At 40.7% G+C, this 24585-nt stretch carries 24 protein-coding genes and 1 pseudogene; 19 read left to right on the top strand and 6 right to left on the bottom strand.

Annotation, left to right across the window (positions count from 1 at the left end):
• Window positions 1-75: 75 nt before the first annotated feature.
• The 3 genes from NSMS1_RS02760 to NSMS1_RS02750 form a co-directional block, all read right to left on the bottom strand.
• Window positions 76-747 (bottom strand): DUF2834 domain-containing protein, encoded by a 672-nt coding sequence (locus NSMS1_RS02760; RefSeq protein WP_224090768.1) that lies wholly within the window; start codon window positions 745-747, stop codon window positions 76-78.
• Between the two features lie 12 nt (window positions 748-759).
• Window positions 760-1833: a heat-inducible transcriptional repressor HrcA gene (gene hrcA, locus NSMS1_RS02755; protein WP_224090764.1), complete on the bottom strand. Its 1074-nt coding sequence runs from the start codon at window positions 1831-1833 to the stop codon at window positions 760-762.
• Between the two features lie 415 nt (window positions 1834-2248).
• Entirely contained in the window at window positions 2249-2608 is a 360-nt protein-coding gene (locus NSMS1_RS02750) for a rhodanese-like domain-containing protein (RefSeq protein WP_224090763.1), read from the bottom strand.
• Window positions 2609-2740: 132 nt separating this feature from the next.
• Here NSMS1_RS02750 and NSMS1_RS02745 point away from each other — a divergent pair, with 132 nt between their 5' ends.
• The 8 genes and pseudogenes from NSMS1_RS02745 to NSMS1_RS02710 all read left to right on the top strand — a co-directional run bounded on the left by NSMS1_RS02745 (window position 2741) and on the right by NSMS1_RS02710 (window position 11299).
• Entirely contained in the window at window positions 2741-4390 is a 1650-nt protein-coding gene (locus tag NSMS1_RS02745) for a DUF3352 domain-containing protein (RefSeq protein WP_224090762.1), read from the top strand.
• 85 nt (window positions 4391-4475) lie between these two features.
• Entirely contained in the window at window positions 4476-5030 is a 555-nt protein-coding gene (locus NSMS1_RS02740; RefSeq protein ID WP_224090752.1) for a restriction endonuclease, read from the top strand.
• Window positions 5027-5596, top strand: coding sequence for a hypothetical protein (locus tag NSMS1_RS02735; protein WP_224090743.1), 570 nt, complete (start codon window positions 5027-5029; stop codon window positions 5594-5596). The genes NSMS1_RS02740 and NSMS1_RS02735 overlap by 4 nt, the downstream gene beginning before the upstream one ends.
• Before the next feature lie 140 nt (window positions 5597-5736).
• The gene (locus NSMS1_RS02730; RefSeq protein ID WP_224090741.1) at window positions 5737-7122 is read left to right on the top strand and encodes a 3' terminal RNA ribose 2'-O-methyltransferase Hen1; all 1386 of its coding nucleotides are present in this window, start codon (window positions 5737-5739) and stop codon (window positions 7120-7122) included.
• 26 nt (window positions 7123-7148) lie between these two features.
• Window positions 7149-7598, top strand: coding sequence for an ATP-binding protein (locus tag NSMS1_RS02725; protein WP_224090739.1), 450 nt, complete (start codon window positions 7149-7151; stop codon window positions 7596-7598).
• The gene (locus tag NSMS1_RS02720; RefSeq protein WP_224090737.1) at window positions 7588-8346 is read left to right on the top strand and encodes a tRNA(His) guanylyltransferase Thg1 family protein; all 759 of its coding nucleotides are present in this window, start codon (window positions 7588-7590) and stop codon (window positions 8344-8346) included. The genes NSMS1_RS02725 and NSMS1_RS02720 overlap by 11 nt, the downstream gene beginning before the upstream one ends.
• A gap of 44 nt (window positions 8347-8390) precedes the next feature.
• Window positions 8391-10115, top strand: a pseudogene (locus tag NSMS1_RS02715) (polynucleotide kinase-phosphatase); the annotation flags it as partial.
• 72 nt (window positions 10116-10187) lie between these two features.
• A protein-coding gene (locus tag NSMS1_RS02710) for an IS630 family transposase (protein ID WP_411908649.1) occupies window positions 10188-11299 on the top strand; the annotation gives its coding sequence in 2 pieces (ribosomal slippage) (window positions 10188-10608 and window positions 10608-11299; 1113 coding nt in all).
• Window positions 11300-11372: 73 nt separating this feature from the next.
• Here the strand turns inward: NSMS1_RS02710 and NSMS1_RS02705 are convergent.
• Window positions 11373-12401 (bottom strand): polysaccharide biosynthesis/export family protein, encoded by a 1029-nt coding sequence (locus NSMS1_RS02705; RefSeq protein ID WP_224090734.1) that lies wholly within the window; start codon window positions 12399-12401, stop codon window positions 11373-11375.
• A 434-nt stretch (window positions 12402-12835) separates the two neighbouring features.
• On the opposite strand from NSMS1_RS02705, the gene NSMS1_RS02700 reads away from it, so the two are divergent.
• The 11 genes from NSMS1_RS02700 to NSMS1_RS02650 all read left to right on the top strand — a co-directional run bounded on the left by NSMS1_RS02700 (window position 12836) and on the right by NSMS1_RS02650 (window position 22201).
• Window positions 12836-13894 (top strand): polysaccharide pyruvyl transferase family protein, encoded by a 1059-nt coding sequence (locus NSMS1_RS02700; protein ID WP_224090733.1) that lies wholly within the window; start codon window positions 12836-12838, stop codon window positions 13892-13894.
• Between the two features lies 1 nt (window position 13895).
• On the top strand, window positions 13896-15065 hold the full coding sequence (locus NSMS1_RS02695) for a glycosyltransferase (RefSeq protein ID WP_224090724.1): 1170 nt from the start codon (window positions 13896-13898) through the stop codon (window positions 15063-15065).
• Between the two features lie 113 nt (window positions 15066-15178).
• Window positions 15179-16051: a glycosyltransferase family 4 protein gene (locus NSMS1_RS02690; protein WP_224090722.1), complete on the top strand. Its 873-nt coding sequence runs from the start codon at window positions 15179-15181 to the stop codon at window positions 16049-16051.
• Window positions 16048-17325: a lipopolysaccharide biosynthesis protein gene (locus NSMS1_RS02685; RefSeq protein ID WP_224090721.1), complete on the top strand. Its 1278-nt coding sequence runs from the start codon at window positions 16048-16050 to the stop codon at window positions 17323-17325. Before NSMS1_RS02690 ends, NSMS1_RS02685 begins: the two co-directional genes overlap by 4 nt.
• Window positions 17322-18320, top strand: coding sequence for a glycosyltransferase family 2 protein (locus NSMS1_RS02680; protein ID WP_224090712.1), 999 nt, complete (start codon window positions 17322-17324; stop codon window positions 18318-18320). The genes NSMS1_RS02685 and NSMS1_RS02680 overlap by 4 nt, the downstream gene beginning before the upstream one ends.
• A 26-nt stretch (window positions 18321-18346) precedes the next feature.
• Window positions 18347-19354: a glycosyltransferase family 2 protein gene (locus NSMS1_RS02675; RefSeq protein ID WP_224090710.1), complete on the top strand. Its 1008-nt coding sequence runs from the start codon at window positions 18347-18349 to the stop codon at window positions 19352-19354.
• Between the two features lie 22 nt (window positions 19355-19376).
• A complete protein-coding gene (gene pssD, locus NSMS1_RS02670; protein ID WP_224090708.1) occupies window positions 19377-19832 on the top strand; it encodes a PssD/Cps14F family polysaccharide biosynthesis glycosyltransferase in 456 nt (151 codons plus the stop codon).
• A complete protein-coding gene (locus tag NSMS1_RS02665) occupies window positions 19829-20338 on the top strand; it encodes a glycosyltransferase (protein WP_224090707.1) in 510 nt (169 codons plus the stop codon). The genes pssD and NSMS1_RS02665 overlap by 4 nt, the downstream gene beginning before the upstream one ends.
• Window positions 20335-21327, top strand: a complete 993-nt coding sequence (locus tag NSMS1_RS02660; RefSeq protein WP_224090704.1) for a sugar transferase — start codon at window positions 20335-20337, stop codon at window positions 21325-21327. Before NSMS1_RS02665 ends, NSMS1_RS02660 begins: the two co-directional genes overlap by 4 nt.
• Entirely contained in the window at window positions 21328-21798 is a 471-nt protein-coding gene (locus NSMS1_RS02655; protein WP_224090702.1) for an ATP-binding protein, read from the top strand. It abuts the gene before it with no gap.
• 79 nt (window positions 21799-21877) lie between these two features.
• Complete coding sequence (locus NSMS1_RS02650; RefSeq protein WP_224090700.1) at window positions 21878-22201, top strand: STAS domain-containing protein; 324 nt, start codon at window positions 21878-21880, stop codon at window positions 22199-22201.
• A 66-nt stretch (window positions 22202-22267) separates the two neighbouring features.
• On the opposite strand, the gene NSMS1_RS02645 is transcribed toward NSMS1_RS02650, so the two are convergent.
• Window positions 22268-23452, bottom strand: coding sequence for a SpoIIE family protein phosphatase (locus tag NSMS1_RS02645; protein WP_224090698.1), 1185 nt, complete (start codon window positions 23450-23452; stop codon window positions 22268-22270).
• A 34-nt stretch (window positions 23453-23486) separates the two neighbouring features.
• Window positions 23487-24569 (bottom strand): response regulator, encoded by a 1083-nt coding sequence (locus NSMS1_RS02640; RefSeq protein ID WP_224090696.1) that lies wholly within the window; start codon window positions 24567-24569, stop codon window positions 23487-23489.
• Between the last annotated feature and the right edge of the window lie 16 nt (window positions 24570-24585).

The following is a 24585-nucleotide window of genomic DNA, read 5'->3' as shown; positions in this document are numbered from 1 at the left end:
TAGGAGGGTTTCCCTCCGCAGGCGACTGGTGAACCCGGAGGGAGGTACGCGGAGAGCCTCTGCATTAGGTGAAATCTATACGTTTAGTTGTTGTTTAGATACTACTTTTATTGTTTCCTCTGGTAATGGTGGACGTAAGCACAAGTAAATTAAGGGGCCAAATAGGGGAATTAGAGCGAATAGCCAAAATAATTCTGTTTGCCAACCGCGCCGCGCCATATCATCGCCTAACAAGGCTGGGAATAATAGACAAAGTAGGCAAAAGTCTAGGCTCATGACATGGATGAAGCGATCGCTTTGCCACTGTTGTATAAAATTGCTCCAATCTCCTTGTAGTAAACCGTAGGCGACTAAAATTGCTGTGCCTACGAGGAGAATGATACCAGTAATACGGGAATCTAGTAGTTTAATAAAGGCGTTCTTCGTGCCAGGGAATTGAGGATTGGCGTTGCGTAAAGTTAAATAAGGTAACAGCGCAAATGCACCTACACCAAATGAAGCGCTAGCAAATAGCCAAGCTGGTAGTTTCTGCCCTCTCCCATCAATAAATAAGACGGCGCTGTAAATCATCGGCCAGATGCCCATGAGGTTAAATAAGGTGATGACTAGAGGGTTAATGCCTTGCCATTGTCCGGTGGACAAGTCTTTGATTAGCTCGAATGTATCTGGTTGGTTGGGAGGAGCAAGGACAAAAGCATAAAATGTAAACCCTAACCACAGCACCCCAAAGGCAATTTTTCTGACCATGATTCCATCTAGTTAACTGAACGCTTCTGAGAGGTAATCAGCCGCCGCCGCTACAACTGCGATCGCATTTTCGTAATCCAAGCGGGTAGGGCCTAAAACTCCCACACTACCCAAGGGGACTGCTCCCCGGCGATAGGTAGAGGAAATGAGGGAGCAAGTACGAATTGGTTCTAGGGGGTTTTCTGCGCCGATGCGAACTGTTACCTTCGATTTATTGCTATCTTCTAGCTCCGGCTCTTCAAATATTAACCGCCAAAGTTGCTCTTGTTCTTCTTCCAAGAGTTGGATGATGGTTTGCACTTGCTGTAGCTGAGAAAATTCTGGTTGGCGTAAAACTTCGGCTACACCCCGCACCATAATTTGCGTTGCCGCAGGTGGAGCAGTACGGTTAGCTAACTCTGCTACGGAAGTTTTGAGAAACTCGCCATAGCGTTGAAATTCTCGGTCTAATTGACTCCAATCAAGGGTGCTAATTTCTAGCACACTTCGCCCCCGTAAGTGGCTATTTAAGAAGTTAGAAACTATCTGTAATTCCCTGTCAATTACCTCAGCATCGGGTTTTTCGCTTCTACCAGGAGGCAGATCCAACAGCTTGGAATGAGTTTCATAATTATCCGTTACCAAAATCAGCATGATGCGCCCCGCTTCTATCTGCATTAATTGCAGATGTCGGACTGTGGCTGTGTTGGTTTGTGGCATGGTAATCAAGCTAATACACCCACTCAAGCTAGCCAAAATCTGCGCGGCTCCTTGCAACAGAATCTCTAAGCTCCAATCTTCCCACTGGAGACGCTGTTGTAGGGCTAACTCTACCTCTTTGGCTAACACTTCCGATGGTGTAATTAGCTGGTCAACATAAATGCGATAACCTGAGTCAGATGGTACTCGTCCGGCTGATGTGTGTGGTTGGTACAATAACCCAGATTTTTCCAGTACGCCCATCACATTGCGAATTGTCGCAGAGCTAACACCCAGGCCGAACTCCTCGACCAAAGCTTTTGAACCCACTGGCTCTGCCGTAGCTATATAATGACGTACCGTTGCCCAAAGTATATGCTGTTGTCGATTAGTCAACTGAACTTGCATAGGTGTATTTGTCAGAAGGCAAATTTTAAGTAAGTTTTAAAAAAAGTGAAGCTTTAAACCAAAAATTAATAATAGTTAATTAAAAAGTTAAGAACTATATTTCTATTGTAATAACTATTATTAACTTTCTCTGGCTGCTATTCTATTTACCAGATTGATAAAAGAAAAAATGTGATATTGTTTTATTTAATTGTCTAAGTATTTTTGCATATTTATCTCAAAGAAATTGTATTGTAAGATACGTATTTTCTGGGGTACTATATACATCTATTATGCTAGTTAAAGGTAGATTTAACCTGAAGATTTGGGCTGTCATTTATGTAATTTTTGTTAGCAATAATTTTGTCAACAATAGCACAAATTAGCTGGAATATTAAACTCCAGCTAGAGATACTTTTATTTAGCGAATTAGTTACTAATACTGAGGAATTGAGGCATCAACTCGCACAGAGTAAGCATCAATACCACCAGCAATATTTTTGACATTAGTAAATCCCTGCGATACCAGCCACTGACACATCTGAGCGGAACGAACTCCGTGGTGACACAATACCAGAGTTTCCGCTTGGGGATCGAACATAGCTGGTACTTGTTCTGACCATTGAGCATATTCACTCAAAGGTAGATTGACAAAGCCATCAATTTGCGCGATCGCTAATTCTTGCGGTTCACGTACATCTATGAACTGAATATTTGCTTCTTTATTAGCCAGACGTTCAGCTAATTCATTTACACTAATTTGAGTAATCGGTTGCCCAGAAGTATTGCCTGTCATGTGGTTTTTGTCATCAATCTTATATTATTTATGTTGGCAGAAAATGGGAGGAGTGGGGAGAGATGGGGAAGTAGAAAAAACTATGGACTATGGACTAATGACTAATGACTATGGACTAATGACTAACAACTAATGACTACACAACGCTCATTATCTGGTTTTGTTATTGCTGGAGCGATCGCATTAATTGTAGCGGCGATCGCCAGCTTTTATTGGTTCTTTGCTAAAAGTCCGGCTAACTTGGTTGCGTCTACTTCTCAATCTAGCGCGGCTGTATTTGTGTCGAAGCTGGCTCCGGTGACGGTTTCTCTATTAGTGAATCCTGACAGATTGGAATCTTTCGACAGTTCGGGAGAACTATCTAAACTCAAAAATAGTTTGTTGACTAAGAGTGGTATAGATTATAAGCAAGATATCCAACCTTGGCTCAAAGATGAAATTACACTGGCTGTTACTACCTTAGATATCGACCGTGACCCGGACAACGGTAAACAACCAGGATATCTGATGGCGTTAGCTACTGACAAGCCAACCAAAAGCCAGGAGTTTCTCCAGTTATTGTTCTCCAAACGGGTGTTAGCGGGAGCAAACTTAGAGACGGAGGAATATGAAGGTGCAAAAATTATTTATGATAGTTCCCTACCGGAGTCTGATTCTCTAGCGGGTGCGGTGGTAGATGGCTTTGTCCTATTCGCCAATAATCCTAAAGTTTTACGTGATGCAATTAATAATGTCCAGGCTCCTGACTTAAACTTGTTGAGTTCTCCCCAATACCAAAAAGCTACTCAACAGTTACCTAAAGGTTCTCTAGCTGCGGCTTTTCTCAATCTTCCTTTAGTTGCACAATGGCAAGGGTTAAACTTACCAGAACCAACATATGATAGTGAAATTGTCGCCCTCACCTTAAATTCTAAAGGCATCTTGGCAGAAACCAACTTCCTAACTAACTTGGAAATTGAACCAACATCTTCCCAGTTAACCAAACCTGTAGGCGCATTACAATATCTTCCCGCTTCAGCAGGTTTAGTTATTTCCGGTTCCCATTTAGATAATTTGGGTAACGGCGGTTTAGCCAAACTTTGGACACAAGCAAAAACAGCCATCTCCGGTTCAGGAACAGATATTATTGCTAGATTAGTGCAACCCTTAGCAGATGTGCAGAATCAACAGGGTATCGATTTAAAGCAAGATGTATTTAACTGGGTACAGGGAGAATATGCGCTTGCATTAGTTCCCCGTGTTGGACAAGCAAACCCTGACTGGATTTTTGTTACAGAGAAACTAGAAAGTGTACCAGAAGGAATTGCGCGTTTAGATGCGATCGCATCATCACAAGGATTCAGCATTAATACAATTACCTTAGATAAGCAAAAAGTCTCCGCCTGGACAGAATTAACCACTGCAAAAACTGACAGCAAAAACAACCCATCATTCACAGTGGAAGCAAAGGTAAAAGGAGTACATACAACTTTAGGAAATTACGAAATCTTTGCCTCTGACTTAGCAACCATCTATGAAGTTGTGAACAACAAAGATAAATCTTTCATTAACAACCGTAATTTTCAAGATAGTATTGCTGCTATTCCCCAACCAAATCAAGGTTATATATATGTAGATTGGACAAAAAGTCAGAATTTAGTAGAGCAACAAATACCCATACTGAAGCTGATAGAAGTAGTAGGAAAACCATTCTTTGAAAATTTGCGATCGCTCACCTTCAGCAGTTACGGTGATGAGGCGGGAACGTTGAAAGGTGGCGTATTTCTCCAACTTACACGCTAATGATGTGGAGACGTTACTTGCAACGTCTCTACAGTGAAGAATCAAGCTACATCAAGAAACAGTATAAGTATTTGGAGGATATGAATTGACTGGGGCAGCACAATACGAAAGTATAATTCAATCGCTGCAATGGGATGGATTGCGAAACCTATGGGATAACATTGAGAATCGTAACACTCCCGGATGGGATGCAGGTAAAGCATTTGAATACCTAATTTTAAGAGCATTTCAACTAGACGGCGCAAAAGTAAGATGGCCATACAGAGTAAAACTGTTTGGGGAAGAAGTTGAACAAATTGATGGTGTTATTTACTGCGGTGGTTTGTCTTGTCTAGTTGAAAGTAAGGATTTTGCAGACAAAACAAACGTTGATATTGCTCCTATTGCTAAACTCCGTAATCAACTTTTACGCCGTCCCGCCAGTACAATTGGATTAGTATTTAGTCGAACTGGTTTTACTGATCCGGCTCGCCATCTTTCCTATTTTTCATTACCGCAGACAATTCTTTTATGGACTGGAGAAGAAATAAAATATGCTTTAGAGAAAGAAATAATTTGCGAATTGTTAACTCTTAAATATCAAGTATGCGTAGAAGATGGGCTACCTGATTATGATGTTAGGGAGAAATATATTTTATGATTGCTTACATTGTTTGTGAAGGAAATTTAGATGTACAGTTACTTAAAATTGTTCTACCAGAAGAATTATTAAACAACGTTGAAATTGTTGCGGCTGGCGGACTATCCGCCGTCAAATCTCTGGCGCGTTCTTTGATTGTTCGTAGACAAGTACCAGTTGCTATTGTTATTGATGCAGATTCAGTAGCACCAGAGATAATTCAAGAACGCCTCAAAAGTATTGAAGAACTAGTTGAAAGTGTATCAGCAAATATACCATTTAAAGTAATTGCTGCTGTACCTGAAATGGAAATTATTTTTTTTCAGGATATTGGGTTACTTTCGCATCTATTAAAATACAAACCATCTCAAGATATAATTACTCAGGCTGGTTTTGAACCTCGTAAAAGCTTAGAAATATTGCTTTTACAATCTCACATGTATGATAGTTACTCCAAATTTATAAATCTATTAACCAACAAAACATTAACTACAGAGAATCTGAAAATTCTACGTCAAGCTCCTTTTATTCAAGAATTAATCAAATTTCTCCAGTCTGTACAAGAAACAGCAACAGTAAATTTTTAACTAAAATTACCTAACAGTAAACCTACTGTGAGAGAAAGCCTGAAGGTGAAACGGTAAAAGATTACCAATGACGAATTTTCCGTAATCGTTTACCTTGGAACAGTATTTATTAACTAATCACTGACACGAATATTAAGTGAATGCTGCTTACCATCACCACCACCCACTCCCCAGCAACAGAGTTAGGCTACTTACTACATAAACACCCAGACCGTTTCCATTCGTTTTCCCTGTCTTATGGAAAAGCGCACGTTTTTTACCCGGAAGCGAATGACGAACGTTGTACGGCGGCGTTGTTGTTGGATGTTGACCCGGTGAAGTTGGTGCGGGGGAGGGGTACGACGTTGGAACAATATGTGAGCGATCGCCCTTATGTGGCATCATCATTTATGAGTGTTGCGATCGCGCAAGTATTTAGTACAGCTTTAGGTGGACGCAGCAAAGACCGACCAGAATTAGCACAAACGCCTATACCTTTAGTGGCGAAACTGTCAGTTTTACCCTGTCGTGGTGGTGAAGGTTTTCTGCGACAATTATTTGAGCCTCTGGGTTACACTGTTAAAGCTCAAGGTCATGTTTTAGATGAAAAATTCCCAGATTGGGGTGATAGTCGTTATTTTACAGTGGAACTCCACCACACCATAACTTTGAGTGATTTGTTAAGTCATCTCTACGTCCTCATTCCCGTGTTAGATGATGATAAACACTACTGGGTAAACGAAGAAGAAATCGAAAAATTACTACGTCATGGTGAAGGTTGGTTATCGCAACACCCAGCACGAGAACAAATTACTCGTCGTTACCTTAAAAGACAACACCGCTTAACTCGTACAGCTTTAGCGCAGTTAGCAGAGGAAGATAACCCCGACCCGGATAGTACCGAAGAAACCCACGCTCAGGAAGAAGCGGCTCTAGAAAAACCAATTAGCCTCAACCAACAGCGTATGAATGCGGTAGTTGCGGCGTTAAAACAAAGTAATGCGAGGCGTGTAATTGATTTAGGTTGTGGTCAAGGAAATTTATTAAAAATACTCTTAAATGATGCCTTTTTTGAGCAAATTACAGGTGTAGATGTTTCCTACAGGTCATTAGAAATTGCTCAAGAAAGATTAGACCGCTTGCGCCTTCCCCGTAATCAATGGGAACGTTTGCAATTAATTCAAAGTGCGCTTACCTATCAAGATAAACGCTTTCATGGTTACGACGCAGCTACAGTAATTGAGGTAATTGAACATCTTGATTTACCACGTTTAGGAGCATTTGAGCGAGTTTTATTTGAATTTACTCGACCAAAAACGGTGATAGTCACAACACCAAATATTGAATATAACGCCAAATTTGTCAACCTCCCGGCGGGGAAACTACGACATAAAGACCATAGGTTTGAATGGACGCGATCGCAATTCCAAACCTGGGCAAATAAAATTACAGAACGCTTTAGTTACAATGTACAGTTTCAACCAATAGGAGAAGAAGATCCAGAACTAGGTTCACCAACACAAATGGCAGTGTTTGTAATTAAGTAAAAATTACGAATTACGAATTATGAAAAATGGAAGCTATTATTTTTATTGGTATTCAGGGTGTAGGTAAGTCTACTTTTTATCGAGATTACTTTTTCAACACCCATATCCGCCTTAACTTAGATATGCTCAAAACTCGTCATCGAGAGCAGATTCTCCTGCAAGCTTGTCTAGAAGGCAAACAACCTTTTGTAGTAGATAACACTAACCCAAGTGTTGAAGAAAGACTACATTATATTATACCAGCAAAAAATCATAAATTTCGAGTTATAGCTTATTACTTTCAAGCAGATTTAGAACAATGCAAGCAAAGGAATAACCAAAGACCAACTAAACAAGTCGTGCCACTTGTGGGGTTATTAGGAACATATAAAAAGTTAGTTATACCCAAATTGCAAGAAGGATTTGACGCAATTTATACAGTTAAATCTGAATTAGATTATTCATTTATTATTGAGGAATGTCAACATGAAGTTTGATGAACTAGATAGTAAAATGCGGGTATTTGAAACAGCCCATGATTATTGTGTAATTCCCGGAATCTATATAGTCGCTAGGTTAGATGGACGCAGTTTTACTCGCCTGACAAAAGAAGTACATCAATTTGAATCTCCTTATGATGCACGCTTTCGAGACATGATGCTGGTAACAATAGAGCATTTAATGAATTGCGGCATAGATATTAAATATGCTTATACTCAAAGTGATGAAATCTCTTTGCTGTTTGCCTACAACGAAACTACTTTTAACCGCAAACTCAGAAAACTTAACTCAGTTCTAGCGGGAGAAGCAAGCGCTAAATTTTCTTTGTTATTGGGTGATGTTGCTTGTTTCGACTGTCGCATTTCCCAGCTTCCTAATATAGAAGTAGTAGTAAATTATTTTCGTTGGCGACATGAAGACGCTCACAGAAACGCTTTAAATGCTCATTGCTATTGGTGCTTGCGTCGTGATGGTAAAACTGCAACCCAAGCAACTACCATGATGACAGGATTATCTGTAGCTGATAAAAACGAATTGTTATTTCAACATGGGATTAATTTTAATCAACTTCCTAACTGGCAAAAGCGAGGTATCGGGCTTTATTGGGAAGAATATCAAAAAGAAGGATTTAATCCAATCACAGGTGAAACTGTTCCCGCATTGAGGCGACGCATCAAAAAAGATATCGATTTACCTATGAAGGATGAATACAGCAAATTTATTTTTGAATTAGTTAACAGTTAACCGTTGACTGTTGACTGTTGACCAATGACTAATGACTAACAATTATGAAAATAACTATTCCTGAACTTTCCTTAGTTGTCCTTATTGGCGCTTCTGGCGCAGGTAAATCTACGTTTGCGCGTCAACACTTTCAACCTTATGAAGTGATATCTTCTGATTTTTGTCGCGGGTTAGTTTCTAACGATGAAAATAATCAGTCTGCTTCTGGGGATGCTTTCGATGTTCTCCACTACATTACAGCCAAGCGCCTAGCCGCAGGTAAGCTAACTGTCATAGATGCTACCAACGTCCAGCCAGAAGACCGCAAGACTTTACTACAAATGGCGAGACAATATCATTGCTTTGCTGTTGCCATAGTTTTTGACCTACCAGAAGAATTATGTCATGAAAGAAACCAGCAAAGGAGCGATCGCAATTTTGGCCCCCATGTAGTCCGTCGTCATACTCAAATGTTGCGGCGTTCTCTGCGTGGTTTAGAAAAAGAGGGTTTCCGTTACGTCTATACCCTCAAATCACCAGAAGAAATCGCTAACGTCGAACTCGAACTCCAACCCCTATGGAACAACAAAAAACACGAACACGGCCCCTTTGATATCATCGGCGATATTCATGGCTGTTGCGACGAACTAGAAACTTTACTCCAACAATTAGGCTACGAAAAAAGTACAGAAGTAGAATATACACTCTGGGACGCTCCAACTTATCACCATCCTCAAGGACGTAAAGCCATCTTTCTTGGTGATTTAGTAGATAGAGGTATACGTATCCTAGATACAGTCAAGCTAGTACGGAACATGGTTGCAGCCGGGACAGCCATCTGTGTTCCTGGTAATCATGAAAACAAATTATTGCGGAAACTACGAGGTAAGAATGTCAAGGTAAATCATGGGTTAGAGCAAACTCTTGAGGAAATTGCAGCCTTACCAGAGGAAATTCGTGAACCATTTACCAAAGAACTTACAGAGTTTTTAGATTCCCTTGTCAGCCACTATCTACTTGATGATGGACGCTTAGTAGTGGCGCACGCAGGGATGAAGCAGGAAATGCAGGGGCGGGGTTCTGGTGCGGTGCGGGAATTTGCTTTGTATGGTGAAAGTACGGGGGAAATTGACGAGTTTGGCTTACCAGTCCGCTATAACTGGGCGGGAGATTATCGGGGTGAGGCGCTGGTAGTCTACGGACATACACCCGTCCCGGAGGCGGAATGGTTGAATAATACGATTGATATTGATACAGGTTGCGTGTTTGGTGGGAAACTTACTGCGCTGCGTTATCCCGAAAAGGAATTGGTGAGTGTCCCGGCGGCGCGTGTGTATTGCGAACCTGCGAAACCTTTGGTGGACAATAGCTTTAATCGTACATCTCAACAGGAATTTGATGATGTTCTCAATATCGCAGATGTGTTAGGTAAGCGCATCATCAATACCAAACTCCAACCAAATATCACCATTAGAGAAGAAAATGCGATCGCAGCTTTAGAAATTATGAGCCGTTTCGCCGCAAATCCCAAATGGTTGATTTACCTACCCCCTACCATGTCGCCTGTTGAGACATCCTCAGTTCCCGGATATTTGGAACATCCCGCTCAAGCCTTCGCCTACTACCAAAACCAAGAAATTACAGAGTTAGTATGCGAAGAAAAGCACATGGGTTCACGGGCGGTTGTCGTTGTTTGTCGGGATGAAGCAGCAGCCGAGAAACGGTTTGGTGTGGTGGATGAAGGTATCGGTATTTGCTACACCCGCACAGGCAGGAAGTTCTTTGACGAGCTAGTAGTCTGCCAAGGTAACTTTGCTAAGTAAAACCTCTAATTGGTAAAATAGCCAAAAACGGGGTGTAACATGGCGAAAAAGTACATTGTTGACTTGAATGAAGAGGAAGTTTCTCAGCTACAAGCAATAATTAAAAAAGGTAAACACAAAGCAAGAACCATAACCCGTGCAAACATTCTTCTAATGGCTTCTGAAGGAGAAACGGATCAAGCGATCGCTAGCATAGTTAGAGCGCATGTTGCAACAGTGCAACGAATACGAGAAAAATTTGTCATTGGGGGGTTAGATTTTGCTTTAAAGGATGAAGTTCATCCACCAAAACCTAAAAAGTTAGATGAAAAACAAGAAGCATTTTTAATTGCCACTGCTTGTTCCAATCCACCAGTTGGAAGAGTACGTTGGACAATGCAATTATTAGCGGATCATTTAGTGAACGTTGGTATCATAGATTCAATTTCGGACGAAACAGTGCGTCAAACTTTAAAAAAAATGAAATCAAACCGTGGTTAAAACAACAGTGGTGCATTCCTGAAGTTAACGCAGAATATGTTTTCCGAATGGAAGATGTGTTGGATTTATACAATGAGCCTTATGATCCTAAACGTCCTGTAGTCTGCTTTGATGAACGTCCCTACCAACTAGTAGAAGAAGTAAGACTTCCTTTGCCACCAGAGCCGGAGCAGCCTGAACGTTATGATTTCGAGTATAAACGTAACGGGACAGTAAATTTATTTGCGTGTTTTCAACCCTTGGCAGGTTGGCGGCATATCGAAGTTACAGAACGTCGAACTAAAGTCGATTTTGCTAAACAGATGAAAAATTTAGTAGATGTTTGCTACCAAGATGCTGATGTTATTCGTTTGGTAGTTGATAACCTGAATATTCATACTCCCAGCGCATTATATGAAGTTTTTCCACCAGAAGAAGCACGTCGAATTATTCAAAAATTAGAGTTTCACTATACTCCTAAGCACGCTTCTTGGTTGAATCAAGTAGAAATTGAATTATCTGTTTTATCCCGCCAATGTTTAGAACGGCGTATTCCTAATGCAGAAACATTAACTTCTGAGATTGCCGCTTGGGAGAAACAACGTAATCAGCAAAAAGCCAGTGTCTATTGGGGTTTCCAAACCAAAGATGCTCGCCGAAAAATGCAGCGTTTATATCCAACTCTAACCTAGCAAAGTTGTCTTGGCAGACTACTAGTATACTTTTCAATTTGATGAGCGGGACGCTCAAACGCTGTATTATCATTTATTTGAACAAATCTCGCAAAATCGGAATCGGGGATAAAATAGTCTGGATAATCTCTCGAAATTGAACAACTTTTGAGTCATAGCAAACTACACTATCGTTAGCCTTGAGGAAGGGATTGTTAACATCGTTAGTAGAACGCATGAGAATATCGTTAACCCCACGCTCTAGGTAAGTAGTTTTCCCCGTCAACTGTTCAGTAGTTACCAGCACAGCGCGACGACCAGCATTTGTACCCCGTGTACCCCCAGCACAGTTAGCCGCAACCACCGCATGAGAAAAACGAGAACCGTATGGAAATGATGTGGCATCACGACCAATACCAGAAACAGCATTACCTGTAGCTGGTACAGTCAAATTAGAGAGGAAGACTTTGACACCTGTAGGTGTGATTTGCGAAGGGCGAATAAGCTCATTGTTCATTTTGCCAGAATCAGGAATAATAATGCGATCGCCTGCAATAAGTGGGATGTCTTCAAAAGGTTCACCAGTCAAAATACCAGATAGATCAATGCTGCGAGTTTCTCCATTACGGATTAACTGCACATTTTTAATATCGGCTGTGGGTGTAACTCCCCCAGCATCACGAATGGCGGCGGCTAAATAACGATTAGGCGGATATTGTCCAGTGATAGGTACAGGGGGTTGGGTTTTTTCTCCGGGAGAGAGTTCATTAATAAATACCCGTCCAGGTAAAAATGTTGCCCCACTCACAAACACCACAATCGGCGACCACTGTACTACACTGACATTTACCCGTAAAAAGGAAGCTTGAAAAAACCCGCCATCAATCAAAGCTTGAGTCAGGTTCATCTGTACTTCCCCTGGTTCTAAACCTGCAACTAATAAAGGTTGTAGATAAGGTATTTCCAGTTTCCCTTCCAAATTCACCTCAAAAATGCCGCTAAATTCTTCTCCTTCCGGGATAGTTACTTTCAGGCGATCGCCAGGAGACAAAGGTAAAGCGAAACAGGGTGTAGACAAGCTCAAGGTGATAATAATTGTGTTCAAAATTAAACGTTTGAGCATGGTTCTCAGTATTCTTCTACATTTCTGTAATCAATTTGTTTTACTATTACTAATAATTACTGACGCTAAATTAGTTCGATTTTTAGTGCAAATATATACATATTTCTATAATGTATTTCTAGATCAGAACAATTTTCACACCACATTAAATACGTTATCAAGAAAATAAAAACGTTGAAATTACGTAATTATTCGGTCTAACTGACATTGAAATATTTATGAGTACGTAACTTCTTATCCGTACACTCAAACAGAAACTTTATTTCAAAAAATACATTTTTTATACTGAACAAGATTCAAGACCTAAGAAAAGAGTAATAAATCTAATACATAATTCATAGTCATGAGTGCTGTTAGCGAAAGCAAGGCATTGAGCTATGACTAAGAAGTTTTGAATTTATGTGTCTCTTGGCATATCACCCAATTAATCAAATATGGGACTTACCATCGGTTTAATAAATGCCTATTCAACTTTAAATATTGGTGATGCTGCCATTTATAGCGCTCTGACAGCCCTGGCATCTGAGGCTAAAGTGGTGGCAAAATTCCAAGACACGCAACCAGAGTACATACCCGGATTGCAAATTGTGCCAGAGGTTGGGCGCTGTGATGCTTATATCAGCGTTGGGGGGGATATTTTCAATAATGCCCGTGAAGGGTTGATCACAAAAGCTTTTATCCAGAACTTACTCCAGTTAAGGCGATCGCCTAAGAAAACATTCCTCTTTGGGCAATCAATTCCCAGGTCTTGTCACGGCTTGAGTTTCCAGGCTCTAGCTTTTTGTCTACGGCGGTTAGCTGCTGTTTGTGTGCGGGATGAGGAAAGCCACAAGCGTTTAACTCAAGCGGGAGTGAAAGCAATTCTGTCTTATGATGCAGCTTTTAGCCTCGCAGTTAGTTCTCCAGCACAAACCCAAGCACAACAGATATTTCAGGCTCTAGAAATCCAGCCAGAGTCAGCAGCACTAATTTCATTACGAGCCTTTGACTCGATGTATAGCCATGACAATCAACAATTTCAACAGCAATTAATTAGTTTGTGTCGCCGACTTGGAGAACGTCAATATCAACCAGTGTTATTAATTCAATCCCAAGCCTACGGTGCAGATAATGATTTAGCTGTAGCCAAACAGATTTCTCAGGAAGTACCTCAACTGAAAATATTTAATCCCTTTACAGTCAGCAGCGACTTACCTAAGTGGGAATTGGTGATGGGCGCACTGAGTATAGCACCTGTAATTGTCGCCATCCGCTATCACACGGCCGTCTTAGCCCTGGCTGCTGGGCGAGTTCCCTTTAACTTGTACTACTCCAACAAAGGACGAGACTTAAGCCAACGCTTAGGAATCTCTGGATGTAGCCTCGATCAGTTTGATGTGGATGTCTATATAGATGCGATCGCCCAAACATCCCAACAGACATTTGACCATACAGCCATTCGCACGCAAGTACAGCACAGCTTTAATCAATGTTTAGAACTTATCAAAGATTAATATGAATAGTCTACGTCTAGCTTTAATTAGTAACCTTCGGGATGAAGCCTCACCTAGTATGCTAGTGTGCGGCGATCGCCTCTATGATTATCTCTGTGCCGAACATCCAGATATAAAAACCACTCGTATCCAACCAGACTATACTTATCGGTTGCGGCGCTTACCTCGGCTGGGGAAAATGGGCTTTGCCTTGGGAACTGACAAAATGTTGAACCGTTTCTGGGATTATCCCCAACATCTCAAGCCCCAGATTTCCCAACATGATATATTCCACATCTGCGATCAAAGCTATGCCTCATTGGTGCATATATTACCTCCAGAACGCACAGGAGTTTTTTGCCACGATTTAGATGTCTTCCGCTCCATCCTACAACCGGACAAATATCCCCGTTCCATCCGTTACAACACGATACAGCGTTATGCGTTAAATGGTTTTCGTCAGGCTGTGGTGGTGTTTTATACAACTCAATCCGTCAGAGATGAAATTCTCCACTATCAACTCGTTAGCCCTGATAAGTTAGTTCAAGTGCCTTTGGGGATTGCACCGGAATTTTCTCCTGGTAGTTCCAGATTGACAGATGCGATCGCGCAGCAAATAGGCGATCGTCCTTTTATTTTGAATATTAGTGGGAATCTGCAACGCAAACGCCTTGATGTTCTCCTAGAAACCTATGCCCGTCTACGCTATCATCACCCCGAATTACTACTAGTCAGAGTCGGGCCAGAATGGGAACCCAACATGCAGGTACGAATTGAGCGCTTGGGTATTCGTCATGGTATCCGCTTATTTCACCGTCTAGAACAAAACGATTTAGTAGAACTCTATCGACGGGCAGCAGTAGTATTAATGACCAGCGAAGCCGAAGGATTCGGGATGCCTCTAATTGAAGCCTTAGCCTGTGGTAGCGTCGCCGTAGTTAGCGATATTCCCGTACTGCAAGAAGTAGGAGGTAACGCTGCTGTTTACTGTCCAGTAGGCCAGCCGGATGTGTGGGCTAATACTATTCACCACATACTAAATCACCCAGAAGCAGCACCAGAACGAGCAATGCGGTTACAGCATGTTAGTAAATATACTTGGTCAGCCCATGCGGCAACTATTGCCCAAGCTTACCAAGAACGCATTCTGCCCCAGATGACCACCCAACAACCACTAGAGGTTTTTGCTTGATGAAAGTGCTGCATATCCTTGGTTCTCATGGTATGGGTTGGACTGGTGGGATTCACGCCACCTTGGCTAGTCTAGCGCAGACGCGGTTGTCATCTTAGGTAGAGTTTAAGTTGGTGACTCAAGAACAGGTTAAAGCAACTATCCAAACTTGGCAACCAGATTTACTAGTAATAAATAGTGCATCATCTTGGCGGAATATACCAGATGTGTTTACTTGGAAAGCTAGAGCCAGAATTTTAGTAGAACATCATTACAGCGCTGGATTTGAAAAGTATCAAGTGCCATCAGCTTGGCGTTTCCGCACGATGTTACGCCTCAACTATGGGTTAATGGATAGGGTTGTAACTATCTCCCAAGGACAACAGTATTGGATGCAGTCTAGTGAATTAGTTGGACAGGAGAAAGTGCGGTTAATTCGTTCTAGTCGGCATTTAGACCAATTTTTTCTAATACCAGAAAAGACCAAACCTGAAACATTATTTACCCTAGCTGCTTACGGTCGCTTTACTCATCAAAAAGGGTTTGATTGCTTGATTGAAGCGGTGCAGTTATTACCTGTAGGTTCGGTACAGTTGCTTTTAGGAGGGCAGGGACAAGATGAGGCATTACTCAAGGCTAAAGCCCTAAATCATCCTCATATCCACTTTCTCGGCAAAATTGATGATGTACCAAGTTTTTTAAACCGTTGTGATGCTGTTGTGATTCCTTCACGTTGGGAACCTTGGGGTAACGTATGTTTAGAAGCGCGTGCAGCAGCTAGACCAGTTTTGGTGAGCGATGTTGATGGTTTGAGTGAACAGGCGCAAAATTGCGGTATTAGCTTTGAGTCTGGTAGTTGCGAAGCTTTGGCGGATGGTATTCGGCAAATGATGAATACCTCTTTTGAACAACGGCAGTTTTGGGGAAGACAAGGTAGATTAAGCGCCACCCATGCTTGGGATGATTATGTAAATGCTTGGGAACAGGTGTTGAAGGAGTTGAAATGAACTGGATACAAACTCTACACAAACATCTGTTACAAGACCGTTTTATCCGCAATATTGGCTGGATGGGAGCGGCGGAATTAGTTATCAGAGTTTTTAGGCTAGTAACTACCGTGATTTTGGCGCGGTTTCTCAGTGCGGAAGATTATGGACTAGCAGCCATTGTCTTGATGACTTACGAATTTATCCGCGTTTTCACCCGTAACGGTATAGCCGATAAAATTGTCCAAGCTGATGCTGCTGAGGTGGAGGAGTTATGCCGGACTGCTTATGGGTTGAACTGGCTGATAGCTGGTGTGTTATTTACCGTGCAGTGTTTGGCATCATTAGCGATCGCTAAATTCTACAATAATTCTCATCTCATCGTTCCTATCTGTTTAATTGCCATTACCTATTTGATCTATCCCTTGGCAATGGTGCAAACAGCTTTAATCAGAAGGGAGAATCGCCTAAACATACTAGCTTTAATTACTTCGGTGCAAGTCTCCACCGATAACATTTTAACAGCTATATTTGCCCTATCAGGCTTAGGAATGTGGGCGATAGTATTACCTAAATTTTTAGTCGCGCCTATTTGGATCATCCTCACTTTTAAATATCATCCTTGGCGGATGACTAAATCTTTCACCTTCACCCAAGGGCGCAAGATTACCTCTTTTGCTTCCCGCATTTTAGGAATTGAATTACTGACTATCTTTCGGGAGAATGTCGATTATTTACTCATAGGAAAGTTTGTAGGTGTCCAGGCTTTAGGGGTCTATTATTTCACTTTCAATGCCGGGCTGGGTTTGAGTTTGAGCGTCATCAATGCTATCAGAGTCTCACTATTTTCTGACCTATGTGACCTTAATTCTCAAGCCACATTATTTATGCAACGCTATATGCAAAGTCTACGCAAAATCGCTTTGATGATTGTGCCATTAGTGCTATTGCAAGCGAGTTTAGCACCCTTTTATGTTCCCCTCATATTTGGGCATAAATGGGTAGAAAGGGGAGCCATACCCATCTTAATTTTAATTTGTTGTTCGGCTCTCTCGCGTCCCTTTGCTGATGCTGCTTCCTTGATGTTTCGCGCCTTTGGTCAACCACAAATCGAATTACGTTGGAATATCGTGTTTACTTTTTGTTTGGCGACAGCAATTTGGGTAGGTACGCAATGGGGGATTTTTGGAGCGGCGATCGCAGTTACAGCAACTCACCTAACTTTACAGCCTTTGTACACCATTTGGGCAACTCGCCAAACTATGAATAGATTTTTACCAGAGGTGAAGGGATGACAATAGTATCAGTGATTATCCCAGCTTATAACGCTGCTCAATTTTTACCAGATGCGATCGCCTCTATACAAGCACAAACCTTTTCTGATTGGGAATTATTGATTATTAATGATGGTTCTACGGATGACACAGTAACAATCGTCAGCGAATATAAGAAAAAGGACGAACGCATACATCTAATTAATCAGTCCAATCAAGGGGTGTCTGTAGCTCGTAATCAGGGTGTAGCTCATAGCCAGGGTTCAATTATTGCTTTTTTGGATGCTGACGACCAATGGCTACCAGAGAAGCTTAGTCAACACTTAGAGCATTTCCAGTCCAACTCTCTTTTAGGAGTCAGTTTTGCTCAAGTAGAGATACTAAATCAGGCTGGCGAACCAACAGGACAAGTATCTACCTCTCGTTTAACTAATCTCAAACCAGAATATTTCCTCTCAGAAAATCCTACCACCACAACTTCTAATTGGGTCATCCGCAAAGAAGTTTTCATCCAAGTAGGGGGTTTCTGTGCAGAAATGAGCTATTCCGAAGATTTGGAATGGCTACTCAGGGTAAATTGCACTACCGATTGGCAAATTGCAGGTATCAACCAAGTTTTAACTCGATATCGTACAAGTTCTAGCGGGCTTTCCGCCAACTTGTACTCTATGGAAGCAGGCTGGAATCAACTGGTAGATAAAGCCAGAATTTATGCACCGCAACTCGTAGAAAAACATTTTGCCTTAGCTCAAGCTTTACATTTACGTTATCTAGCTCGTCGCGCTTTTCGTTTGCAATTACCTGCTGAGGTGGGCGTAGACTTTATCACTCGTGCTTTGTGTTCTGATTGGCGGTTGTTATTTCATCAACCACAGCGTACTCTATTCACTCTGATTGCAGTATTTGGGGTTTGGGTAATAGAGAGAGTTTTTCCAATCTCTGCATTAAAAAACCTCTGCGTACCTCTGCGCCTTCCTCCGCGCTTCTCCGCGTTTAAAAACATTAAACCTCACTAAATTAGCGATGTCCAAACTTATTAATTATGAAATTATCCGTAATTATTCCTGTTTATAATTCCGAAAATTATATTGCACAAACACTAAAATCTGTTCTATCACAAACATATCATGACTTTGAAATTATTATTGTTGATGATGGTTCGACAGATAAAAGTATTGATATTTGCCAGCAATTTCATGACGCAAGAATTAAGATTATTCATCAGCAAAATCGAGGGTTAGCAGGGGCGAGAAATACAGGGATTCGTCATGCACAAGGAGAATATTTAGCTTTCATTGATAGTGATGATTTGTGGCTACCAGAAAAATTAGCAAAACACATGCAACATTTTGAGCGATCGCCTGAAGTTGGGGTGAGTTTTTCGCGCTCCAGTTTCATCGATGACCAAGGTAAGCCACTAGGCATTTATCAGATGCCAAAACTAACAGAAATTACGCCGGAGTATTTATTCTGTCGTAATCCTATTAGTAATGGTTCATCAGTAGTAATTCGTCGTGCTGTTTTAGAAGATATCAAGTTTTCAGTTAATCTCTACGGAGAAGTGGAAGATTTTTATTTTGATGATAGTTTTCGCCAATCGGAAGATATTGAATGTTGGCTACGGATTGCTTTACAAACTAGTTGGAAAATCGCCGGAATACCGGAAGCTCTGACATTATATCGGGTAAATATGGGGGGGTTGTCGGCTAATACTCTCAAGCAGTATGAGTCTTGGGAAAGGATTTTGGAAAAAACCCAAACGTATAATCCTGAGTTTGTGGAACAGTGGGGAAATAAAGCCAGAGCCTATCAACTACGATATTTAGCACGCCGAGCAACAAGAGCGCGATCGCCACAAATTGCGGTTAGTCTCCTACACAAAGCTATCAAAACTTATTGGCGCATTATTTTAGAAGAACCCCATCGGACTTTAATTACTTTCGGTGCAGCATATTTATTGTGGATTCTACCGCAATTTGTCTACCAACTGTTAGAGAAATTAATGATGCAAATTACTGGAATTAGTCAGAAATTACGTATTCAACAGTAATCAATGTAAAAGGAAATTCTTGATGAAAGTATTACTTGTTTGTTCCTCTGGAGGACATTTTAAAGGACTCCAACAACTGCATCCTTTTTGGGAGAATCATGAACGGGTTTGGGTAAGTTTTCGCACCGCTACAACAGAATCAGCTTTAACTGGGGAGAGGGTTTATTGGGCTTATAGTCCCACAAATCGTCATCTACCTAATTTGTGTAGAAATCTCCTTTTGGCTTTTCAGGTCATCAATAAAACTAGACCAGATTTAATTTTATCTACTGGTGCTGGTGTTGCTGTGCCTTTTTTAATTATCGGCAAACTTTTTGGTAGTCAAACCGCCTTTGTCGAATCAGTAACTCGGATTCAAACTTTGAGTTTATCCGCTAGGTTAATTTTACCTTTTTTGAGCGTTCTATATGTGCAGTGGCCGCAACTACAAGCTCGTTATCCTCAAGCCGAATTGATTATTCCCCAGGAAACCCTATGATTTTGGTAACAGTTGGAACAGAACAATATCCTTTTAATCGCCTCATGTCTTGGGTTGAAGTCTTATTACAGACCGAAATAATTCAAGAAGAAGTGGTTGTGCAGTATGGTAATTCTACAATTTTGCCTGCTGGTGCTAGGGTTTATCGTTTCCTCAAAGAAGAGAAGTTTCAAGAGTTAATTAATCAAGCGCGAATTGTGATTGCTCATTGTGGGGAAGGTACTTTATTACTGCTAGATTCTCTAGATAAGCCTTATATTTTGGTTTCTCGCAGTCATAAGTATCAAGAACACGTTGATAATCATCAAGTAGAACTAGGTTTATCTTTATCGCAAATAAATGTTCCTGTAGCTTGGTCGCCTGGGGATTTAGTGCGATTTATTCATGAGCCGAGAAAAGTTTCTGTTTCTGATGTTTCTCAAGCTACAGCGATCGCACTTTGCCACAGTTTACAAAGCCGTTTTGAACAAACCGCCACAGATTTAACAGTAGGTGTTTCCAGATGAGTCTGAAAGCTAAAATATCTCTAGTTACTACTCGCATTAATAGCACTTTATTAGTGCAGTTACCGCCACGATTAACTGTAGTAGAGGCAGTGTCTTTTCGAGAATATTTCCAAACATGGGTAGAAGCACCTGGTTTAACAAAAATTATTTTAGATTTTGGTCAAACTACGATTATTGATAGTAGCGGTGTAGGCTCACTAATTAGTAATCATAAATCAGCACAGGCAAAGAATATTCAATTAGTTTTTTGGAGTGTTCATCCACAAGTAAATTTAGCTTTTTCTTTGGTAGGTTTGGATAAAATATTTCACATCGAAACCAATACCGAAGCTATTGTCCCTACTGCAACTCGCAAAGTAGAACAGCGTCCACCCTTAACCCATGCTTCTGTGCGATCGCCAATGAAACGTGCTATTGATATTGTCGGGGCGATTGTCGGTTTGAGTATTACAGCCGTAATATTTGTACCAATTGCGATCGCAATTAAACTTGAAAGTCCAGGGCCTATACTATTTAGCCAAATTCGCTGCGGTTGGATGGGAAGGCGGTTTCGTATTTGGAAGTTTCGCTCGATGGTAACAAATGCTGAAGCACTCAAAGCCACTATCACCAACCAAGCTTCCGGGGCTTTTTTTAAGAATGACAATGACCCCAGAATTACCCGTGTTGGGCGCTTTCTGCGTAAAACCAGCTTAGATGAATTACCCCAATTTTGGAATGTGCTTCAGGGCGATATGAGTTTAGTTGGAACTCGTCCACCAACGCCCGACGAATTAGAAAAATATGAAGTAAGTAATTGGCAAAGACTCGATGTTAAGCCAGGACTTAGTGGTGAGTGGCAAGTTAACGGGCGCTCAAAAATCCGTAACTTTGAGGATGTGATTGAACTCGATTTACGTTATCAGAATAATTGGAGCTTGCTTTATGATTTGAAGTTAATTTTTAAGACCATTTTTGTTATTCTTAATAAAGATTCAGGGGCAGTTTAAATGTCACTGCAAACAGATTTACTGATTCATCATTCTACCTTACAAGTTGCCAGTGATTTAGATGAAATGGCAACCGTAGTCGAATGGTTTGAACAATTCAACTGTCAACAGTTACCTTCCCAAATGTGGATAGAAGGTCAAACCGCATTGATTGAGGGTTTTACGAATGCAGTCCGCCATGCCCATCAACACCTAAATCCACAAACTCTTGTTGATATAGCAGTGACAATTGACCATAACCATTTTCAAATTTGTATTTGGGATCGAGGGGAGATTTTTGATTTAGAAGCAGCGTTAGAAAATTTCAGTCAAGAAACAAGCGATCGCAATTTTAATCCCTTAGAACATGAGGCACATTGGGGCTGTATCTTTCTGCTCAAACTCAGAATAGATTACGGATGGACTGTTAGTTACATACGTGAAGCAGAAGACAGGAATTGCTTATTACTCAAGAAAGCTATTTTTAATTAAAAATTAAATAGTTTTTAGCAATTGAATAACTAGAATCTACACGTAAAACTCACTTATTATCATTTACTGCAATCAAATTATGGAGAAAAAATTGAAAATTATTCAACCCTCTGGAATTTTCGATGGTAGAAAGGGTAGACAGATTCACGAACAAATCAGCCAATTCATTGCTTCAGGTGTTAAAACCTTTTTGATTGATTTTCAATCTGTTAGTTTTATGGATAGTTCTGGTTTTGGAACTTTGCTTTTACTACTAAAAACAGTGAAGCAAAAACAGTGCCGCCTAATAATTTGTGGAATAAACGAGCAAATTAAAATGATTTTGGATATTAGTAATACAGCCGATGTTTTTGAAGTATTTCCTAATCAAGAATTATTTATGCGAGAATTTATACCAGTGTAAAAGTCCTAAAAATATATCTTACAAGCGTTTGAGAGCTTATATCATTGCTCAATTTGGTTAGTTGTACTACTTTGCACCAAAGTTGATTTCTAATAAAGAACAGTCATCATGAAAACTTTGACTACCTGTTAAATTTTTGATGGCTGTTAAAATCTCGTCTAAATCAGTTGACGATGATTGACTGAGTAAATTGATGAAGCCGCTTAGATTCCACATAGTACCATCAGACTTTTCAACTTCATAAACTCCATCGCTAAATACATAAAGCCTACTTCCAGGCTGAATATCACATACAACATTTTGATATTCAGCTTCGGCAAATGCGCCAATGGGTAAACTGCGTGTGACTAATTGCTTTACTTCTAAACCAGACTCACTTGATGGAGACATGAGTAAAGCTGGAGGATGTCCTGCACTAGCGTAAGTTAATTTATTAGAGATACGATTAAAAACACCATACCAAATGGTAAAATATTGTGAGTTTTGCTGATCCATTTGAAAGACATTATTTAAGCCTTGAAGCACTTCAGATGGATTATAGAGATTAGCATCGGGGAGAGAGTGCGATCGCAATAAATTATGCACTGAAATAGAAGGCAATGCAGCCGCTAATCCATGTCCAGATACATCTAATAAATAGATAACTAAATGATTATCATCTAACCAGTAGTAATCAAAGCAATCCCCACCTAGTTGACGTGATGGTAAAAATCGAGAATTGATACTAATTAATCCTGATATTGGTTTAGGAAGCAGAGATTTTACATAATCAGCCGCCTCGCTCAATTCTGCTTCTAGGAGATGTTTTTGTAATTGTAAATCTTGGGCTAAGTTCTGAAGTTGTTGATTCATTTGATATAATCTTAGTCCGGCTCTTACTCTGGCATTTAATTCGCTAATTTCAATTGGTTTACTCAAAAAATCATCTGCACCTGTATCTAAACCTTCAACTCTATCTTCAACAGCTTTGCGTGAAGTTAAGAGAATAAAAAAAGTAGTAGCCAAGGATGGCTCGGACTTAATTTTGCAACATACTTCTAAGCCATTTACATCATCCATTTGCCAATCACAAATGATTAATGCAGGACTGTGTTTATAAGCTTGCTCAATTCCTTGTAAACCATTTGTAGCAAGTATAATTTCATAACCTTGTTCTTGTAATGCGTGTTTGAGAATTAATTGTATAATGCGGTCATCATCAATTATTAAAATCTTTGTTTTATTAGGTAATACAATATTATTCTTGCTCATGACTTGAATGTAATATTAACCCTGAAAATGGTTTTTAATTTGCCATTTTTCGAGGATATAAATGTTGCAATGTTATGACGACATTATGATATTCGTTATTTAATTCATTGACCACAGTAGAAACTTCATCGATTGATTGAGTAGCCGCAATATCTTCTAAAGTTTCACAGAGTTTACCCAGGTTAACCGCACCAATACTGACAGTAGGAGAGCGCAAAGCATGAGCAGTTTTCTTAAGTTGGGTTATATCTGCTTTGGCGATCGCATCTTGCATCGTCTCGATCATCTTTGGCGTATCCTCTAGGTAAAGCTCGATGAGTTCAGCAATCATGCGATCGCCATCATCCCCCATCATGTCTCGCAACTGCTGGAGAATACTTTCGTCAATTGCCGATGCTGTTTGTGGTACAGATGCTAATGGCTGCGGTTGTGAGGCTGCTTGCGCACCTAATTTTTTCAAAACTGCTGTAATTTCTTCTAAATTAATAGGCTTAGTGATGTAGTCATCCATCCCAGCCGCCAAGCACTGCTGGCGATCCTCTGGACGAGCGTGGGCGGTCATGGCGATAATCCAAGGTTGACTACTAGCCGCTACTTCCTGGCGAATCCGGCGGGTAGTTTCCCAACCATCCATTTCCGGCATCTGCACATCCATAAACACCACATCATAAGTCTGTCTTTGCACTGCTTCCAAAGCCTCTAAGCCATCATTGGCAACATCAGCACGATACCCCAATTTTTGTAGCATCTTCAGAGCAATTTTCTGATTTACCAACACATCTTCTGCCAATAAAATTTTCAGTGGTAAATTCTCGGACAGCTGGTCATCAATAGCGGGAAGATGGGATTTAGACAACCGCGAGTAAGAAGGAATTATCGCTTGAGGGGCATCGATTAACCATTGACCACGCACAATTTGTAAAAGTGTTTTGTGTAATTGGTAATGGCGCAAGGGTTTATGCAAAAAGGCAGTAAACTCCGATGCTATTTGTTTTACCTCCACACTTTGCTTGCTCTTGGCACTCAACATTACTAGAGGTAAATCTTGGTATTTGGGTATGGCACGGATTTTATTTGTGAGGTCGAGACAATTAATTTGCGGGTTATCAAGATCCAAGACAGCTAGGTCAAAA

The organism is Nostoc sp. MS1 (assembly GCF_019976755.1).
In the GTDB taxonomy this organism is placed as follows: Bacteria; Cyanobacteriota; Cyanobacteriia; order Cyanobacteriales; family Nostocaceae; genus Trichormus.
This window is presented reverse-complemented; position numbering and strand designations above follow the sequence as displayed.

Excerpts from the sequence above, each read along its gene's own strand:
- NSMS1_RS02760 (WP_224090768.1), bottom strand. The coding sequence starts at position 747 with ATGGTCAGAAAAATTGCCTTTGGGGTGCTGTGGTTAGGGTTTACATTT.
- hrcA (WP_224090764.1), bottom strand. The coding sequence starts at position 1,833 with ATGCAAGTTCAGTTGACTAATCGACAACAGCATATACTTTGGGCAACG.
- NSMS1_RS02750 (WP_224090763.1), bottom strand. The coding sequence starts at position 2,608 with ATGACAGGCAATACTTCTGGGCAACCGATTACTCAAATTAGTGTAAAT.
- NSMS1_RS02745 (WP_224090762.1), top strand. The coding sequence starts at position 2,741 with ATGACTACACAACGCTCATTATCTGGTTTTGTTATTGCTGGAGCGATC.
- NSMS1_RS02735 (WP_224090743.1), top strand. The coding sequence starts at position 5,027 with ATGATTGCTTACATTGTTTGTGAAGGAAATTTAGATGTACAGTTACTT.
- NSMS1_RS02730 (WP_224090741.1), top strand. The coding sequence starts at position 5,737 with ATGCTGCTTACCATCACCACCACCCACTCCCCAGCAACAGAGTTAGGC.
- NSMS1_RS02725 (WP_224090739.1), top strand. The coding sequence starts at position 7,149 with ATGGAAGCTATTATTTTTATTGGTATTCAGGGTGTAGGTAAGTCTACT.
- NSMS1_RS02720 (WP_224090737.1), top strand. The coding sequence starts at position 7,588 with ATGAAGTTTGATGAACTAGATAGTAAAATGCGGGTATTTGAAACAGCC.
- NSMS1_RS02705 (WP_224090734.1), bottom strand. The coding sequence starts at position 12,401 with ATGCTCAAACGTTTAATTTTGAACACAATTATTATCACCTTGAGCTTG.
- NSMS1_RS02700 (WP_224090733.1), top strand. The coding sequence starts at position 12,836 with ATGGGACTTACCATCGGTTTAATAAATGCCTATTCAACTTTAAATATT.
- NSMS1_RS02695 (WP_224090724.1), top strand. The coding sequence starts at position 13,896 with ATGAATAGTCTACGTCTAGCTTTAATTAGTAACCTTCGGGATGAAGCC.
- NSMS1_RS02685 (WP_224090721.1), top strand. The coding sequence starts at position 16,048 with ATGAACTGGATACAAACTCTACACAAACATCTGTTACAAGACCGTTTT.
- NSMS1_RS02680 (WP_224090712.1), top strand. The coding sequence starts at position 17,322 with ATGACAATAGTATCAGTGATTATCCCAGCTTATAACGCTGCTCAATTT.
- NSMS1_RS02675 (WP_224090710.1), top strand. The coding sequence starts at position 18,347 with ATGAAATTATCCGTAATTATTCCTGTTTATAATTCCGAAAATTATATT.
- pssD (WP_224090708.1), top strand. The coding sequence starts at position 19,377 with ATGAAAGTATTACTTGTTTGTTCCTCTGGAGGACATTTTAAAGGACTC.
- NSMS1_RS02665 (WP_224090707.1), top strand. The coding sequence starts at position 19,829 with ATGATTTTGGTAACAGTTGGAACAGAACAATATCCTTTTAATCGCCTC.
- NSMS1_RS02660 (WP_224090704.1), top strand. The coding sequence starts at position 20,335 with ATGAGTCTGAAAGCTAAAATATCTCTAGTTACTACTCGCATTAATAGC.
- NSMS1_RS02655 (WP_224090702.1), top strand. The coding sequence starts at position 21,328 with ATGTCACTGCAAACAGATTTACTGATTCATCATTCTACCTTACAAGTT.
- NSMS1_RS02650 (WP_224090700.1), top strand. The coding sequence starts at position 21,878 with ATGGAGAAAAAATTGAAAATTATTCAACCCTCTGGAATTTTCGATGGT.
- NSMS1_RS02645 (WP_224090698.1), bottom strand. The coding sequence starts at position 23,452 with ATGAGCAAGAATAATATTGTATTACCTAATAAAACAAAGATTTTAATA.